Raw genomic sequence first — 17,603 nt, 5'->3', positions numbered from 1 at the left:
ACACTAAGCTCTTATTTTTCTAAATAAGCCTTCATTTCTTCTAAAGGAATCTGATAAATGGTTGCCGTGCCCAATTTTGGAACAAGAACCAATTTAATCATCTTTCCTCTAGCTTTCTTATCATGAAGTAAAGCTTGATAGAGTTCTTCCTGACACCAAGGTTGGTAATCAGTCGGGAGACCAAACTTACAACACATCTTCTCAATCTCTGTGGTTATTCCCTTAGGCATTAGCTTTTCTTTTTCTGCCACACGTGCGACCTGGACCATTCCAATAGAAACAGCTTCTCCATGCATGACTTTTCCATAACCTGCAGTCGCTTCTACTGCATGACCAATAGTATGACCAAAATTTAGATAAAGACGCACTCCATTATCAAGTTCATCTTCTACTACTAATTTTCGTTTGACATTGCAAGAATGATAGATGATACTTTCTGCGTGCTCTAAAATAGACTCTGGACTACCGTCCATATCAGACAGTTCCTTCCACAACTCTACATCTTCAATCAAACCATACTTGATAACTTCTCCCATACCTTCAATCAGCTCCCGTTGTCCCAAAGTTTTTAAAACATCTGGATCAATCAGAACTCCATCTGGCTGAGTAAAAGTTCCCACCATATTCTTTGCCCACGGTGTATTGACACCCGTTTTCCCACCGATTGAAGAATCTACTTGAGCAGTCAAACTAGTCGGTATCTGTACAAAATGAACACCCCGCATATAAGTTGAAGCCACAAAACCAGCTAAATCACCAACCACGCCACCTCCTAAGGCTACAATACCATCGCTACGGGTCAATCCAACTTTTGCTAAAAATTCATAAACGTTAGTAACTGTTGTTAAATTTTTACTGGCTTCACCTTCCAGAAAATTAAACACAAATACTTCAAAACCTGCAAGCTCTAAACTACGTTTGACTGTTTCGACATATAAACTTGCCACATGATTATCGGTGATGACAACAAGTTTTTGATCTGACCACAAACTTGCCAGCCATTCTCCAGCCTTTGCTAAAATCCCCTTTTCAATGACAATATCGTAAGGATGATTGGGGAGGTTCACATTTAACTTCATAGGCAACTCCTTAATTGTACTCCTGTTCCAATGCCTGCCAAATTTCCTTAGTTGGCATATCTTTTCCTGTCCACAATTTAAATGCTTCTGCTGCTTGATACAGTAGCATACCTAAGCCATTAACGACTTGCACATTTTGTTTTTTTGCCCATTGTAAAAATGGTGTTTCAAATGGCTGATAAATCACATCCGCCACTAGGAGGGTTTTTGATAAACGAATAGTGTCGGGGACTGGTGATGTCTTTTCATCCATCCCTAGACTGGTCCCATTGACCAACAAAGCAGAAACATTAAGCTTTTCTTGCAATAATTCTCTCTGTTCTAATGGTAACACTGAAATTTTCGTGCTAGCTGCCTGCTGAATTTGCTTCATTTGCTGTGAAACACGCTCAAAAGAGGTTTGTCTCGTAAACACAAAAATCTCATCAGCACCTTCTAAAACAGCCTGCACAATAATAGCTGTTGCAGCTCCACCAGCCCCAAGTATAAGCATTTTTTTGCCTTTGATGACAAAAGATGGCAAGCTCATAAAAAATCCCTTACCATCTGTATTATAACCAATTAATTTCCCGTTTTGATTTACAACAGTATTCACTGCCCCTATCATCTGTGCAGCCGGCGTGAGCTCATCTAAAAAAGGAATCACAGCCTGTTTATAAGGCATAGACAAATTGATTCCAAACATATCGTAGCGACGAATATTTTCAACAGTTGCTTTCAAGTCATCTTTTGAAATCTCCCAAGCTAGATAAACTCCATTAACTCCCGCTTGCTCAAACGCTGCATTATGAATAAAAGGAGAAATACTATGTTTGATTGGATTGGCAACAACTGCCGCTAAACGAGTATAGCCGTCAATTTTCATTCAAAATCTCCTGAATTTGTTTCATATTAGCAAGAGAGATTTGCCCTGGAGCGCTAGACTCATCCAAACTAGCAAAAGACCAACTTGAACCTGTCAAATCCGATGTAATTCGTGAAATTTTTCCAATTTGTCCCATGGAAATGGTCACAAAATTTTGATCCGGATTGAGTGTTTTAAAACCACGCGTATAGTTCATCAAATCCAGTACATCTTGCTCACTATGTGCCATAACAGAAACTTTTACTACTTTTGGAGTCAAACTGGTCAACTCGGATAAAATTTCCATCATATTTTCAGGTGTTTCTTCAAAATTGTGATAACTCAAAACAAGATTTGGAAAATCCAACATTTCCTCAAATCTATCTTTATGAGAAAAATATTCAAAGTCAATATAATCGGGTTGATATATTGTTGAAACTTCCTTAATGATAGAAATATATTCATCATCCGTCAATTCAATCTTTCCACCCTCCCCAATTGTTCTCAGAGTGAAAATCAATTCACGACCAGCAAATTTTTCAAAAATAGCAGGCGCAACAGTCAGAATATCATCTTTTGCTAAAAAATCAGCGCGCCATTCAATAATATCTGCGTCATTATAGCGCAAGCTATCAATATTTTGCGCTTCTTCTAAATTTTTAGGCATCACTGATACGACTAATTTCATTTGTCCACCTTAATGGTAAATACCTTGAGGTAATTACTTCTTTCATCTTTCTTATTATAAGTAAAATCTGCCGGCAAACCGTATTCTTTCAGATAACGGTGCTTGCTTCCTGCAAAACCTTTTTCAATTTCTTTTTTAAACTTACTACGTGAAATATTCGCAGCATTCGTACTAGCAATAATCATTCCGTGAGGATTTAAAATTTCTAAAGACTGAGCAATCAACTTATGATAGTCCTTAGCCACTGAAAAAGTTTGTTTTTTATTTCTTGCAAAGCTCGGTGGATCTAACACAATCACATCATAGGTCAGACCATGTCGCTTTGCATATTTAAAGTAGTCAAACACATCCATCACAAAAAATGTATGATAACTCAGATCCAAACCATTCTCTTTAAAATGTGCTTCAGATAGCTCACGACTCCGTTTTGCTAAATCAACAGAGGTCGTCTGACTTGCTCCTCCCATAGCTGCTGCAACCGAAAAAGCTGCTGTATAGGAAAACATATTTAACAGAGATTTCCCAGCTGCGAGACCATCTACCAAACTTCCTCGCACTTCATGCTGATCGAGAAAAATGCCTGTCATCAAGCCATCATTTAGAAAGACTTGATACCGAACACCATTTTCCAAAATTGGGAAAAATGTTGGTGCTTCTTGCCCATACACATGAGCGGATTCAACATTCAACCCTTTGAAACGAATTTTCTCATATGCTCCTGCAACTTCTGAGAAAACGTGTTGAAACGCTTGAACAATGGTCTCTTTCATTTCGTAAACAAAGAGATTATACCAAGAAAAGACAGCATAGTCTTGATACAAATCTATTGTAAAACCACCAAATCCATCTCCTTCTTGATTAAAAAGACGGTAAGCTGTCGTTTCTTCAGATTGTTGATAAACTTGCCGCTTTTTTTTCGCATGCTGGAACAACTGACAGAAAAACGGAATATCAAAAGTTATTTTTTTATGTGAGATAAACCATCCAATTCCCTTATTTTGTTCTGATAAATATGCGATGCCTACAAATTGCCCTTTCGTATTAATTAGTTCTACGGCTTGATGATGAAAAGGAAGAGATGGGAAATCTTGTTTTTCTATAACAAATTGTCCTTTTTTAATTTTTTCTTCAGCGCAAGAAGGAATAGTAAGCTTTTTCATAAGCCCTATTATATCAAATATTATGAATTTTCTCAAAAAAATGTATTACTTATTACAAAATGATTTCAAATAAAATTAGAATGCGTAAAGATTCTACTTATTTTCAGTCTACAAAAATTTCACTCTGTTTTTTATCTGATAAAAGAGAATGCTACATTTTAAATTACCTACTTAAATCGAAAATATGTTATACTTAATAGTGAAAATTTTAGGAAATAAGACAAGGAAGTACAATTTGTGAAAAATATGACTAGGAATATACTCAATTTTATGAGTACAAGACTAGGTTTTATCTTGACCTTACTGACTCTTTATTGGCTTAAAACCATGTGGGCCTATTCTGTTGATTTTAATCTGGATATTCAAGGCGCTTATCAAGTCTTTCTCTCTATAATCAATCCTCTTCCATTAGGATTATTACTGATTGGGCTAGCACTTTATATTAAGAGAACCAAGGTTTTTTACATTCTCGCAGTTACGCTTTACATTTTATTATTTGTTTGGCTCATTTCAAATTCAATCTATTATCGCGAGTTTAGTGATTTTGTCACTGTTAATACCATGTTGGCTTCAAGTAGCGTTTCTGCTGGTCTAGGAGAAGCTGCTCTTGAGTTATTTAGACCTGGAGATTTGATTTACATCATTGATTTTCCAATCTTAGGTTTTCTTTTCTATAAGAAATGGATTCGTTTGGATGATCGGTCGTTCAATAAACGAGCTAGCTTCGCTATTACTGCTCTGTCTAGTATGCTTTTTTCAGCCAACCTCTTTCTGGCAGAAATTGACCGTCCAGAATTATTGACACGTGGATTCTCCAATTATTATGTTGTCCGCGCCTTAGGGCTACCTGCCTTTCTTGGGTATAGTGCCAATCAAACATATAGTGCCAATAAAGAACGCTCCAAAGCAAGTGCTGAAGATTTGAAACCAGTTGAAAAATATGTTAAATCACACTATGCTGAACCAAATAAAGAGTATTATGGGATTGCTAAAGGTAGAAATGTCATCTACCTTCACTTAGAAAGTTTCCAACAATTCCTAATTGATTATAAATTGAAGTCTGGAGGTAAAGAATACGAAGTAACTCCTTTCCTCAACTCACTCTATCATTCAAACTCAACCTTAGCTTTCTCCAATATCTTTAATCAGGTCAAAGCTGGGAAGACATCTGATGCTGAAACTATGTTAGAAACTGGATTATTTGGACTCAATCAAGGTTCTTACATGGTAAACTATGGCGGCACAAATACACAGCAAGCTGCCCCATACATCCTCTCAAAAAATGGATACAATTCTAGTGCTGTTTTCCACGGGAATGCTGGTAGTTTCTGGAATCGAAACACCACCTACAAGCAATGGGGATATAACAATTTCTTTGATGCATCTTATTTCTCCAAACAAAATAAGTCAAACTCTTTCCAATATGGTCTAAATGATAAGATTATGTTCAAAGATTCTATTAAATATCTTGAACGTTTACAGCAACCTTTCTATGCAAAATATATCACCGTTTCTAATCACTATCCTTACACTACTAGTTTGACTGGTGATGAAACTGGTTTCCCACTGGCTACGACGAAAGATGAAACTATTAATGGTTATTTCGCTACTGCTAATTATCTTGATTCTGCTGTTAAATCATTCTTTGATTATTTAAAGGCGTCTGGACTTTATGAAAATTCAATTATCGTACTGTATGGCGACCATTATGGTATTTCAAATTCTCGCAATCCATCACTTGCACCTCTGCTTGGCAAAAACTCTGAAACTTGGTCTAGTTATGATAACGCTATGCTCCAAAGAGTTCCTTATATGGTTGTTATTCCAGGAATGACAAAAGGGAAAATTGTCAATACTTACGGTGGACAGATTGATCTCTTGCCTACTCTAGAACATTTGCTTGGTATTGACTCCAAACAGTTTTTACAAGTCGGACAAGATTTGTTATCACCAAAACATCAGCAAACCGTTGCCTTTCGTTCATCAAACTATTTTGTAACTCCTAAGTATACAAGTTATAGCGGACGCACTTACTATACTGAAACAGGACAAGAAATTACCAATCCTGATGAAACAACCAAAGCAGAACTTGAAAAAATTCGCAATACAGCCAATGAGCAGTTAAAAATGAGCGACCTGATTCAAACAGGAGACTTACTTCGATTCTACAAAGGAAATAATTTAGGAAAAGTGAACCCTAAAGACTATTCTTACACCAATTCACTCAAATCATTATTAGCTATTGAGAAGAAAAAGGGTGCTGAATCTACAAGTCTTTATAGCAAACGAAATGGTAATTCAACCGTTGATTTGTTCAATTCACCAAGTTATCGTGCTCTTCATCCAGAACAGTTTGAATCAACAAGTAGTGGTTCTTCATCAACAGAAGAATCCAGCTCCTCATCTAAATAATTAAAAATCCCATACAAGAAATTTAATGGTTTGTATGGGATTTTATAATGGAATGAAACATTTAATCAAGCAATGTTTTGATGACTTGATTAACACGATCAAAATAAAACTGCTCTTTATCATAAGTGATACCAGTTGCTTGTGCCAGCAAAATTAATATTTCCATAAAAAATTGAGAAGAAAACCCAGTAGTGGAGTACAACTCTTCTTCATCAAAATGTTTAATCAAATGTGCCAAAGGATTTCTAACAGATTTCTCCAACTTTCGCAACTCTTTGACCATTATCTTGACTTGCTCTGACAAATCCAGTAGCAAAATCAAACTGGCTAGACTGGAAGAATGAACCGTGCTTTCGGCATGAAAAGTGCTCAAAATTGGATGCCCTATATTTTTCATCTTATCAAAGTTCCAACGATCATAACTCGCTTCTCGAGAATTGTGAATATAGGATTCAATATCAGGAATTTCCAGCTTAACCAAACGCATAAAAATCCGATAAATAGCTGGACTAACAGCACGAATAAAATCAATCACTTGTTCATTCTTCAGTTTTGCTTCTAAATCATAGAGATAATTTGCTAATTGCTCATCTTCCTCAGACTCATGACAAAAAAGTTGAAAATCATTTCTAATTTCTAACTGACATTCCATAGCAGGGTGGATATTTAACTCTCTCCTTTCTGCCATGATATACAAAACTTCAACGAGCTTTGCTTCTACATTATCTAGCCTTTTAGCCAATTTATAAGCATGAGCATAATCATAGCGAGAAATAGCATACACTATCTCTTCTTTTAGATCTAAGTTTCCAACCATCACTCTGAAATAAGTGTTTCTAAGCCGACTTTCATCATATCTGTGAAAGTCGTTTGTCGTTCTTCTGCTGTTGTATCTTCATCTGGATTCACCAAGCTATCTGAAATAGTCATAATACCGAGTGCTTCAACATTATATTGAGCAGCTAAATAATAAAGAGCTGCCGCTTCCATTTCCACAGCCAGAACCCCCATTTTACCAAGTTCGATATTTTTTTCACCATAGTTTGAATAGAAAACATCTGACGATAGGACATTTCCAACATGCGTTGTCATACCAAATCCCTTAGCAATATGATAAGCCTTATCCAACAGATGAAAACTTGCAATTTGCGGAAAATCATATTGAGGCCAATCATTACGAATGATATTTGAATTTGTCGCTGCTGCTTGCGCCAACACCAATTCACGTACATGAACATCTTTATTCAATGAACCAGCAGTTCCTACACGAATTAAACGTTTCACACCATAGTTCACAATCAATTCATGCGCATATATAGAAATGGACGGAATTCCCATTCCAGTTCCCATAACGCTGACACGTTGTCCCTTATAAGTCCCTGTATAACCAAACATATTGCGAATTTCATTGAAGCATACAGCGTCTTCTAAAAAAATTTCAGCAATAAATTTGGCACGAAGAGGGTCTCCAGGTAGTAAAATTTTATCGGCAATTTCGCCTTCTTTTGCTGCAATGTGGATAGACATAAATAAGTTACCAAACCCGTCAAAAAACCAAACTGAAAAGTACAAGCAACAGAAATATATCATTTTCTAGAAACCTTTTCTTTTCAGAAAAACTTTTGTGCGGGCTTTATTCCTTTCGATTTTAATTAAATTCAAAAAGAGACAGAGTTGACTTCAGCAAGAAAACTCTACGCTCTTTCTGTATTTTTTCTTACAATTCTGCAAGGATTGCTTTTACAAGTCCTTTAAAGTTTTCCTTGATACGTTCTGTAACTTCTACCACTTCTTCGTGGTTTAGCTCACTTTGGAAACCAGCTGCAAAGTTTGTAATGGCTGAAATTCCCAATACTTTCAAACCTGAATGAGCTGCTACAATCACTTCTGGAACCGTTGACATACCGACGGCACTAGCACCTAATGTTTGGAACGCACGAATTTCTGCCGGTGTTTCATAAGTTGGTCCTGTCACACCCAGATAAACTCCCTCTTTCAAGTCAATGCCTAATTTTTCTGCTACAGCATGTGCTTTTTCACGGTAAGCTTTTGTATAAGCGTCAGACATATCTGGGAAGCGTGGACCAAATTCATCCAAATTTGCTCCAATCAAAGGATTTTGTCCAGTTAAATTGATATGATCTGAAATAGCCATTAAAGTACCGGGACCATATTCAACTCCTCCAGCAGCATTTGTGACAATAACACCTTCACAGCCTAGTGCTCTCATCACACGAACAGGGAATGTCACCACTTCCATCGGATTTCCTTCATAAAAATGGAATCGTCCTTGCAAAGCTAATACTTTCCGACCTGCTAACTCACCATAGACCAATTTACCGGCATGCCCCACTACTGTTGAGCGACCCCAATTGGGAATATCTGCATAGTCAATACTAATACCATTCTCAATCTCACTAGCTAATTCTCCTAAGCCAGAACCAAGAATCAAGCCAAATTCCGGCGCGGCAATTCCCTTACCTTTTAAAAATTGTGCTGTTTCCTTAATTTTGTTCATTAACTTCATATCTTTACTCCTTATTCTTATACTCTTCCCTTTCAAGATTTTACCCGAAAGGGAGATGAAATATTAAACTACTTTGTAATTTTCGTTAGAACAACTTCTTTTACACGCTCTAACATTTTTCGATCTAAAAAAACAACATTTAGTGCAATACCAATTCGGACTGAATCCATGATAAGGACATGAATATAATTTTAGTCAACATAAAATTCCACTCTCCTTTTATTTTTCTTTAGTTGATTTTAAAATTTGCACGCCATTTTTTCCAGCAACAATAACCATATCCACCATTTGATTAAAGAGCCCATGTTCTACAACACCAACTACATGATCTAATTCTCGCCCAAATTCAACTGGATTTTCAATCACACCTAAGTCAAGATCGATGATAAAATTCTGCATATCAGTGATATATCGCTTGCCATCTTTTTCACGAAATGACGGTTTATAGCCGGCATGTTCAAAGCGACGAAAAAGCTGTTCTGCACCATATTGCACCACTTCTACCGGTAATTTGAACGCACCTAATTGACGAACCATTTTACTTTCATCCACTACCCAAATGTAGGTCTTTGTTGGAGTTGCAACAACCTTTTCCATAAGCAGGGCGCCACCACCACCTTTGATACCGTTAAAGGCATCATCCACCTCATCAGCCCCGTCTACCGTTACATCAATTTCTGCTACTTCATCAATTGATTTTAGAGGAATGCCTAAACGTCGAGCTTGCTCACTCGTTACGCTTGAAGTTGTAACTGCCGTTATGTTCAATCCTTCTTCTCTGATGTGCCGACCAATTTCTTCTACAAAATAATAAGCAGTCGAACCAGTACCCAAACCAACTATCATCCCATCTTTCACATATTCTGCAGCTTTGATTCCTGCTATCTTTTTGAGGTTTTCCATTTTTACTCCTTTAATCAATCTGTTTCTAGTATACCATGATTTGAGAACTTTATCACTCAAAAAATGAAACCACTTTCTTTTTAAATCATTATGTTTTACAAATTAACAAAAAATCCGAATATTCAGTTTTCATTGATTATAAAATGCTGAAAATCTTTGTTTTTTATATAATATTTTTTCAGCCAAAGACAAAAACCGAATGATAAAATAGACTGTTTTTAAATTTGGTTTATCATTTTAAAAAGACTATTGAAAATATTTTTAGATAAAAATAATATGTAAAAATCTTGCGACGAACATAGTTTTGCGTTACAATGAATATAGATTGCATTTGAATACACTATACAAGGAATAAAGGATGTTAACCAAAGAATTTGATACGATTGCTGCTATCTCTACTCCTCTTGGTGAAGGAGCTATCGGTATTGTTCGACTGAGTGGAACAGAGAGCTTTGCCATTGCTCAAAAAATCTTTAAAGGAAAAGATTTAAGTACAGTTGCCAGCCATACACTAAATTATGGCCATATTGTTGATCCAGCAAAAGACGAAATTTTAGATGAAGTCATGATTGGAGCAATGCGTTCTCCCAAAACATTTACACGCGAAGACGTGATTGAAATCAATACGCACGGTGGAATCGCTGTTACGAATGAAATCCTTCAATTAGTGATTCGAGAAGGTGCCAGAATCGCAGAACCTGGTGAATTTACCAAACGAGCCTTTCTCAATGGACGTGTAGATTTGACACAAGCTGAAGCGATCATGGACATTATCAGAGCAAAAACGGATAAAGCTATGAATATTGCTGTCAAGCAATTAGATGGGTCTCTATCCGATCTCATCAATAATATACGTCAAGAAATACTTAACACGCTGGCTCAAGTTGAAGTCAATATTGACTATCCAGAATATGATGATGTTGAGGAAATGACGACCAAACTTCTGTGTGAAAAAACGGCTGACTTTGAAGAACTTTTAACTCAACTTTTAAAAACAGCACGCCGAGGTAAGATTCTACGTGAAGGAATTTCTACCGCTATTATCGGCCGCCCTAATGTTGGCAAATCTAGCCTACTCAACAATCTTTTATGTGAGGATAAGGCTATTGTGACAGATATAGCTGGTACCACTCGTGACGTCATTGAAGAATATGTCAACATTAATGGCGTGCCATTAAAATTGATTGATACTGCTGGTATCCGTGATACAGATGATATTGTCGAACAAATCGGAGTAGAGCGATCCAAAAAAGCTCTCAAAGATGCTGATCTTGTACTTCTTGTGCTAAATGCAAACGAGCCCTTAACAGAACAAGACCATAAACTTTTAGAAATCAGCCAAAACACCAATCGTATCTTGCTACTTAATAAGACAGATTTGGACGAAAAGATTGAAACTACTCAACTCCCAGATGATTTTATCAAGATTTCGGCTCTTCAAAATCAAAATATTGATAAAATTGAAGAACGAATCAATCAACTTTTCTTTGAAAATGCTGGCATTGCAGAACAAGACGCTACTTATCTCTCGAACTCTCGTCATATCTCTCTAATCGAAAAGGCCATCGAAAGTCTTCATGCTGTTAATGAGGGACTAGATTTGGGAATGCCGGTAGACTTAGTTCAAGTCGATCTAACTCAGACGTGGAGAATCCTCGGCGAAATCACAGGGGATGCAGCTCCTGATGAACTCATTACTCAGCTTTTCAGCCAATTTTGCTTGGGAAAATAACAAAAGATAAATTCAGTTGAAAACAATCAAACTCTATGATTTTTTCTGTAGAAGTCATAGAGTTTTTTATTGTGTTCATAAAAAAGTCCCATAAGACCTATAATGAAAAGCGACAAAACCATCATTAGAAAGGCTCTTATGGAACAATGAAATTTTATCACAACCTTACTCGGAATGAAAGACCCTAATATTACTATTTTGGATTATCTAGATGCTGGTACACATAAAGAAATCATCGCTAAGCTAGAAGCTACTAACAACCTTATCAAGCGCAACGCTTTTGGCTTCCGAAACTTTGAAAACTTTAAAACTAGAATTCTCATCGCTTTAAATATCAAAAAGGAGAGAACCAATTTGGTCCTCTCCAGGTTGTAACTTTTCGTCACCCACTACAGTTGACAAAGAGCCTATTTGTGTAAGGCTTCGATTGCCTCCGGCAAAGACATAACAACAGCTTATGCAGAATGTGGCTTTGGCGACTATTCTGGTTTTTACCGTACATTTAGAAAAGAATTTGGGATGTTACCCAATGAATTTAAGAACTCCTCAGAGAAAATAAAATCCCGATAAGTGGCAGTTTATGTGTATTATCCCGGTACAGCCTTTGGCTTGCGTATAATTTTAACCCAGTAAATCACTATCAGCAAAATAGATATAACAGTCACGGGCAGTCCCGCTTCAAAGCCGTATCTGCCTCCGTTCAATATGGTTTGATTCATGTCCGCCTCAGTGAGAAGTACGCTTGTAGGCTGTGCAAAGCCACTCACTATAATGCCGAAAACTGGTCCCAATATGAAATTCCATCCCGAATGAAATCCGCTCACCAGCCATACATTGTCATAATAGTAGAATATAAGGCTTGCAAATGTTCCGATTAGAACGGTATTGATTAGGCTGATCGCGGAAGCACCTGAATTACTGATGTGTCCGAGTCCAAATATTATCGAATTGGAAATTATACCCGCAGCCATGCCCCACTTTACAGCAATCTGAGTAAACAACAGGCTTCTAAGCAAAAACTCTTCCATAAAGCCCTGAACTACAAATCCGGCAAGTAACATTAAGAAGACTGTTATGTTGAAGTTCTTATTGAACTGAAAGCTCACCCCGCCAAGCAGAATATTAATCCCCCACACAATTGCCAGCATAACAAGAGAGACAAGCCAGCCGGCACAATATCTGAGTAAAAACTTTTCTTTACTCATCCCCAGAGATGCAAAGCTCCTTTTACCGACCTTAACCATAAAGCCCACACAAACGGGCATTGCAGCGAAGTAGCCAGCAAGAACTCCTACGATTTGTTGACTGCCTCTGAATATAATCTGAAAAATAACCATTACAGCAATATAAAGCAGATAGCAAAGTGCAAATGTCTTAAAACCTGCTCCCTCTGACTTTTTCAATTCAAGCATTGTGCTGTTAAGCTCTAATTTTCCCATGTAAATTTACCTTTTCTTAATTATACATACTACTGCAATACAAACTAATTGACTGTACCAATATTCACAATAAAATATAGCAATCGTTATTAAATTGTTATGTTTTTATATATAGCACCACGGGTCAAAATATATATTTTTCATTCTCATCAGAATAAGTACAACCTACGCTCTGATTGTCATAAATGGTGACCCCTCTGTATTATCAGTTGGATCCAAACTCCGTACTCTAAATAAATAATCTACTGAATAATAGCCATTATTACTAGCATTATAAGGATCCATTACATAGGTCATTCCGTTGTTATAACCTTTCATGATTAATTCATGTGTGACAGGATAATTTGCAAACACACTAGTTCCTACTGCACCAAGCACATGATGCCCCATAGCAAGTGCTTCTCGTACAGCTGCAGTTGACCCTAAAGTCTCTGTTTTTAGACCCCAATGCCGTGCTGCTAATACAATTCCGTGGCTCGTTGTTCCGTAACTTCTCTTATTAAATTCATTCGTAGAATGATAGAGATAATCGGCCACAGTCGTTGGCAAGACAGTCTGTCCTGTAATACCAGAAATTGCCATAGCGACTGTCGTTGGAACGCAGCCTGTTGCAGCAAACGTATAGCCACCATAAGTTCGTCCTGCCCAACGACTATCACGTTGAGAATAATATGGCGTTTCATAGACTCTTTTGTTAACTTGAAGTTTAATCCCCCCCACACCAACTAATTGACCATCATTTTGGACATAATATAGATGGACATTGTATTCACCAGTGGAGTTTTTATGATTACTAGCATTGACAAATAATTTATAAGTTCCATCAGCTTGTTTTGTGGCTGTGTACCAACTAACATCATCTTGTCCATTGACACTAGACCAAGTTGGTAGTTTCACTTCACGAACACCATTGGGACTGAAAACATTGGATACGACAACTTCAAAAGTTCCTGTGTTGGGATTGTTGTTTTGAATAGTGATTTTTCCAGTTGGTTTCAGCTTATCTGGAGAAATTGTGACATTGGTTGATGTACCACCTACTCCAATCAATGTTCCATTATTTTGAACATAGTATAAATGAACATAATATAAACCGGTCGAATATTTATGATCACTGGCTTTGACTGTGACTTTATAGGTTCCATTGACTTGCTTTGTAGCAGTGTACCAAATAATATCATCCTGCCCATTGACACTAGACCAAATTGGAACACTAACTGCTTTCACTCCACCAGCTGGATTGGAAACTTCTGATACAATCACATCAAAGGTCCCAGTATCAGGATTATTATTGGCAATAGTAATTTTCCCTTGTGGTTTAGCAACGGAAACATTGGTTTTTGTTCCAGTTACACCCACCAGTTTACCATTATTTTGGATATAATATAGATGAATATTATACTCACCAACCGAGTCTTTATGATCACTAGCTTTAACCGTTACCTTATAGGTTCCATCTGCTTGCTTAGCTGCCGTATACCAGATAATATCATCCTGTCCATTCACACTAGACCAAATTGGCAACTTGACTTCGCGTACACCGTAAGGATTAGAAACATTTGACACGATAACATCAAAGGTCCCAGTATGAGGATTATTGTTTTGAATGGTAATTTGTCCTTGTGGCTTAGCTAAAGAAACAACTGTTTGTGTCCCTGATACACCTACTAATTTACCATCATCTTGTACATAATAAAGATGAACATTGTATATGCCCGTTGAATATTTATGATCACTAGCTTTAACCGTTACCTTATAGGTTCCATCTGCTTGCTTTTTAGCAGTATACCAGATAATGTCATCTTGACCATCTACATTAGACCAAGTCGGTAATTTTACCTCGCGAACACCATATGGGCTGGAAACACCTGATACAATCACATCAAAGGTTCCTGCATTCGGATTATTATTCGTAATTGTCAAAGTACCTTTAGGACGAGCCATCGAAACAGTTGTCGTTGTTCCAGTCACTCCTACTAACTGACCATCATGTTGAACATAATATAGATGAATATTATATTCACCTGTGGATCGTTTATGATCAGTTGCTTTAACAGTCACCTTATAAGTTCCATCAGCTTGTCTAGCAGCTGTATACCAAATAATATCATCCTGTCCACCATCGCTAGACCAAACTGGAACACTAACTGTCTTCACTCCACCAGCTGGATTGGAAACTTCTGAAACAATCACATCAAAGGTTCCTGTTTCAGGATTATTATTAGCAATAGTAATTTTCCCTTGTGGTTTAGCAATAGAAACATTGGTTTTCGTTCCACCTACACCAATTAATTGACCATCATTTTGAACATAGTAAAGATGGATATTATACTCACCAACCGAGTTTTTGTGATTACTTGCCTTGACCGTTACTTTATAAGTTCCATCAGCTTGCCTAGCAGCTGTATACCAAATAATATCATCCTGTCCATTGACACTAGACCAAATTGGAACACTGACTGTCTTCACTCCACCAGCTGGATTAGAAACACCTGATACAATCACATCAAAGGTTCCTGTATTGGGATTGTTGTTTTGAATGGTAATTGTTCCTTTGGGCTTACCAATGGATACAGTTGTTTTCGTTCCAGTCACACCAACTAATTGGCCATCATTTTGAACATAGTAAAGATGGATATTATACTCACCAACCGAGTTTTTGTGATTACTTGCCTTAACCGTTACTTTATAAGTTCCATCAGATTGTCTAGCAGCTGTATACCAAATAATATCATCTTGACCATTGACACTGGACCAAATTGGCACTTTCACTTCACGAACGCCATAAGGTGCACCGACATTTGAGACAATCACATCAAAGGTTCCTGTTTCAGGATTATTATTTTTAATACTAATCGTTCCGGATAAAGCATTTTTTGCAATAGGTGCATGATCAGTAAAACGTCCAGTATAATCAACACTTTGATCAAACACGTGGCGACCAGGTAGCAACTCAGCTTGCGAAGTAAACTGCCAAGCTCCTGCTTCACTATTATATTTCAATGTTTTTGCATCATCAGCACTTAATTTTGAAGTTGGATATTGGGCTACCCAGAAATTCTCTAAACCAAACCTCTCTGTTTGGATTGGTCCTTTCGTTCTGAGATTGTTTCGATCAAGCCAACTTGCACTTGTATAGTACATCAAATTGGAAAAACCCATACGCCGCATTTCATCCGCCCAAGCTTGAGTGGTTGTATTGATATTCGAAAGCATATCGGAATCTTCAATATCATTTACCATAACAGTTGATGACGGAAGATTTAATCTTCTGGCTTCCTCTGCAAAATAGCGAGCTTCTGCCCTTGCTTCTGCTTCATTAGTATAATGAGAAAAAGCATAAGCTGACACTTGCATACCTGCCGCCTGCGCATTTTGTATTTGGGAAGCTGCATAAGGATTTTTGTAGCTCGTTCCTTCTGTTAGTTTAACAACAACGCCACTTACTCCTTTTTCAGCTAAGCGCTGATAATCTTCTTTGCTGATATAACCATTATGACTACTGACATCTACAAAAGTTGATTTTTTCACTTGTGCAGCAGTATTACTCCTAGCTGTTGCTTGATTATTTTGCGCAGCAAAAAAAGTTGATTTATTGTCTTTTTTAGTCTCATTTGCAACTACTGGATTTTCTTTCACAACTGATTTTTCTTTAGACGCTTTAGCCTCCTCAGTTAAAGCAGTCGAGGAATCAGTTGCTTCATTTTCAGATGAAGAAGATGAAGTTACTTGATTTACTGGAGAGGCCTGAGTCGCTTCTTTTGTTTGGAATTTAGGTGAAGGATCAGCTTCTTGTTTATTGAGCTCTACTGTTCTTTCTGAAGTAGAAGCTTTTACAGATTCAGCGGCAAAAACTTGATGTGAACTAGCTGCAATTAAAATAGCTGTGCTTGTTAAATAAAATAAACTTTTCTTTCTCACTTTTGTTCTCCATTTTAAAATCAGCCTGCTATAAAAGTCTAGCAAGCTGATCACTTTTTATAAGAATTATTTCACAAAGTCTAATAACGCAAGGAAACTTTCTGCTTCAAGTGATGCACCACCAACAAGAGCGCCATCAACATCTGGACAAGCCATGTATTCAGCAACATTGTTAGGTTTTACTGAGCCGCCGTATTGTACACGAACTTTATCCGCTACTGCTTGGCCAAAATCTGCTGCAACTGTGTCACGAACAACTTTACACATTTTTTGTGCATCATCTTGGCTAGCTGATTTACCAGTACCAATAGCCCAGATTGGTTCATATGCGATAACAAGTGAAGAAACCTGTTCTTCTGATAAGCCAGCAAGAGCGGCTGAAACTTGTCCACCTACGAATTCAGCGGCTTTACCTGCTTCATAAGTTTCAAGTGTTTCACCACAACAAATAATTGGAAGCATACCATTTGCAAAGATTGCTTTTGCTTTTTTATTGATATCTTCATCTGTCTCATGGAAGTATTCACGACGTTCTGAGTGACCAATTACAACGTAATCTGTGCCCATTTCAGCCAACACTTTAGGGCTGTTTTCACCAGTGAAAGCACCAGCATCTTCAAAATAGCAGTTTTCTGCGGCAATTTTAAGATTAGAACCCTTAGCAGCTGCAAGAACTGTTGACAAGTCAAGAGCTGGAGCTGCGATACCAGCTTCAACAAGTTCTGATGAAGGCAATTTAGAAGCTACTGCTTCAACAAATGCTTTAGCTTCTTCTGGATTTTTGTTCATTTTCCAGTTACCAGCGATAAATGGTTTACGTGACATTTCACATACCTCTTCTTTTTTTATTTACATCTATCATTTTACCATAATTTACTATAGAAATAAAGACTGAGTC

General features: G+C 37.2%; 14 protein-coding genes and 1 pseudogene. 4 read left to right on the top strand and 11 right to left on the bottom strand.

The genetic code is table 11. The features are described from left to right. Nucleotides 1–11: 11 nt before the first annotated feature. Genes aroB through HMPREF1654_RS01915 form a run of 4 tightly spaced genes read right to left on the bottom strand, consistent with a single transcriptional unit; the run spans nucleotide 12 to nucleotide 3,771 of the window. Nucleotides 12–1,079 (bottom strand): 3-dehydroquinate synthase, encoded by a 1,068-nt coding sequence (aroB, locus tag HMPREF1654_RS01930; protein ID WP_004233776.1) that lies wholly within the window; start codon nucleotides 1,077–1,079, stop codon nucleotides 12–14. Nucleotides 1,080–1,089: 10 nt separating this feature from the next. Next, nucleotides 1,090–1,944, bottom strand: a complete 855-nt coding sequence (locus HMPREF1654_RS01925) for a shikimate dehydrogenase (protein ID WP_004233993.1) — start codon at nucleotides 1,942–1,944, stop codon at nucleotides 1,090–1,092. Next, on the bottom strand, nucleotides 1,934–2,611 hold the full coding sequence (gene aroD, locus HMPREF1654_RS01920) for a type I 3-dehydroquinate dehydratase (RefSeq protein ID WP_003073084.1): 678 nt from the start codon (nucleotides 2,609–2,611) through the stop codon (nucleotides 1,934–1,936). The genes HMPREF1654_RS01925 and aroD overlap by 11 nt, the downstream gene beginning before the upstream one ends. After that, nucleotides 2,608–3,771, bottom strand: coding sequence for a class I SAM-dependent rRNA methyltransferase (locus tag HMPREF1654_RS01915; protein WP_004234006.1), 1,164 nt, complete (start codon nucleotides 3,769–3,771; stop codon nucleotides 2,608–2,610). The genes aroD and HMPREF1654_RS01915 overlap by 4 nt, the downstream gene beginning before the upstream one ends. A gap of 237 nt (nucleotides 3,772–4,008) precedes the next feature. Between HMPREF1654_RS01915 and HMPREF1654_RS01910 the strand changes: the two genes are divergently transcribed. Beyond that, nucleotides 4,009–6,183, top strand: coding sequence for an LTA synthase family protein (locus tag HMPREF1654_RS01910; RefSeq protein WP_014829630.1), 2,175 nt, complete (start codon nucleotides 4,009–4,011; stop codon nucleotides 6,181–6,183). Nucleotides 6,184–6,244: 61 nt separating this feature from the next. Here the strand turns inward: HMPREF1654_RS01910 and HMPREF1654_RS01905 are convergent, their stop codons facing one another. The 4 genes from HMPREF1654_RS01905 to rpiA form a co-directional block, all read right to left on the bottom strand. Then, complete coding sequence (locus HMPREF1654_RS01905) at nucleotides 6,245–7,000, bottom strand: hypothetical protein (protein WP_004233979.1); 756 nt, start codon at nucleotides 6,998–7,000, stop codon at nucleotides 6,245–6,247. Next, nucleotides 7,000–7,710 carry a purine-nucleoside phosphorylase gene (deoD, locus tag HMPREF1654_RS01900; RefSeq protein ID WP_004233789.1) on the bottom strand — a complete coding sequence of 237 codons (711 nt, stop codon included), beginning with the start codon at nucleotides 7,708–7,710 and terminating at the stop codon, nucleotides 7,000–7,002. The genes HMPREF1654_RS01905 and deoD overlap by 1 nt, the downstream gene beginning before the upstream one ends. Nucleotides 7,711–7,900: 190 nt before the next feature. Then, a complete protein-coding gene (locus HMPREF1654_RS01895) occupies nucleotides 7,901–8,710 on the bottom strand; it encodes a purine-nucleoside phosphorylase (RefSeq protein WP_003073095.1) in 810 nt (269 codons plus the stop codon). A gap of 219 nt (nucleotides 8,711–8,929) precedes the next feature. Continuing rightward, on the bottom strand, nucleotides 8,930–9,613 hold the full coding sequence (gene rpiA, locus HMPREF1654_RS01890; RefSeq protein WP_004233820.1) for a ribose-5-phosphate isomerase RpiA: 684 nt from the start codon (nucleotides 9,611–9,613) through the stop codon (nucleotides 8,930–8,932). Nucleotides 9,614–9,971: 358 nt separating this feature from the next. On the opposite strand from rpiA, the gene mnmE reads away from it, so the two are divergent. The 3 genes and pseudogenes from mnmE (at nucleotide 9,972) to HMPREF1654_RS10350 (ending at nucleotide 11,915) form a co-directional block, all read left to right on the top strand. Then, entirely contained in the window at nucleotides 9,972–11,345 is a 1,374-nt protein-coding gene (mnmE, locus tag HMPREF1654_RS01885) for a tRNA uridine-5-carboxymethylaminomethyl(34) synthesis GTPase MnmE (RefSeq protein ID WP_004234012.1), read from the top strand. A 237-nt stretch (nucleotides 11,346–11,582) separates the two neighbouring features. Then, nucleotides 11,583–11,720, top strand: a pseudogene (locus HMPREF1654_RS01880) (transposase); the annotation flags it as partial. A 36-nt stretch (nucleotides 11,721–11,756) separates the two neighbouring features. Beyond that, on the top strand, nucleotides 11,757–11,915 hold the full coding sequence (locus tag HMPREF1654_RS10350; RefSeq protein ID WP_080568629.1) for a helix-turn-helix domain-containing protein: 159 nt from the start codon (nucleotides 11,757–11,759) through the stop codon (nucleotides 11,913–11,915). Nucleotides 11,916–11,932: 17 nt separating this feature from the next. Here the strand turns inward: HMPREF1654_RS10350 and HMPREF1654_RS01875 are convergent, their stop codons facing one another. From HMPREF1654_RS01875 to tpiA, 3 genes are all read right to left on the bottom strand, one after another. Further along, entirely contained in the window at nucleotides 11,933–12,784 is an 852-nt protein-coding gene (locus HMPREF1654_RS01875; protein ID WP_003068543.1) for a CPBP family intramembrane glutamic endopeptidase, read from the bottom strand. A gap of 165 nt (nucleotides 12,785–12,949) precedes the next feature. Next, nucleotides 12,950–16,705, bottom strand: coding sequence for a GBS Bsp-like repeat-containing protein (locus HMPREF1654_RS01870; RefSeq protein ID WP_004233907.1), 3,756 nt, complete (start codon nucleotides 16,703–16,705; stop codon nucleotides 12,950–12,952). 66 nt (nucleotides 16,706–16,771) lie between these two features. Further along, on the bottom strand, nucleotides 16,772–17,530 hold the full coding sequence (gene tpiA, locus HMPREF1654_RS01865) for a triose-phosphate isomerase (protein ID WP_003073106.1): 759 nt from the start codon (nucleotides 17,528–17,530) through the stop codon (nucleotides 16,772–16,774). Nucleotides 17,531–17,603: the final 73 nt, after the last annotated feature.

Source organism: Streptococcus intermedius SK54 = ATCC 27335 (genome assembly GCF_000413475.1).
Taxonomy (GTDB): Bacteria; Bacillota; Bacilli; order Lactobacillales; family Streptococcaceae; genus Streptococcus; species Streptococcus intermedius.
This window is presented reverse-complemented; position numbering and strand designations above follow the sequence as displayed.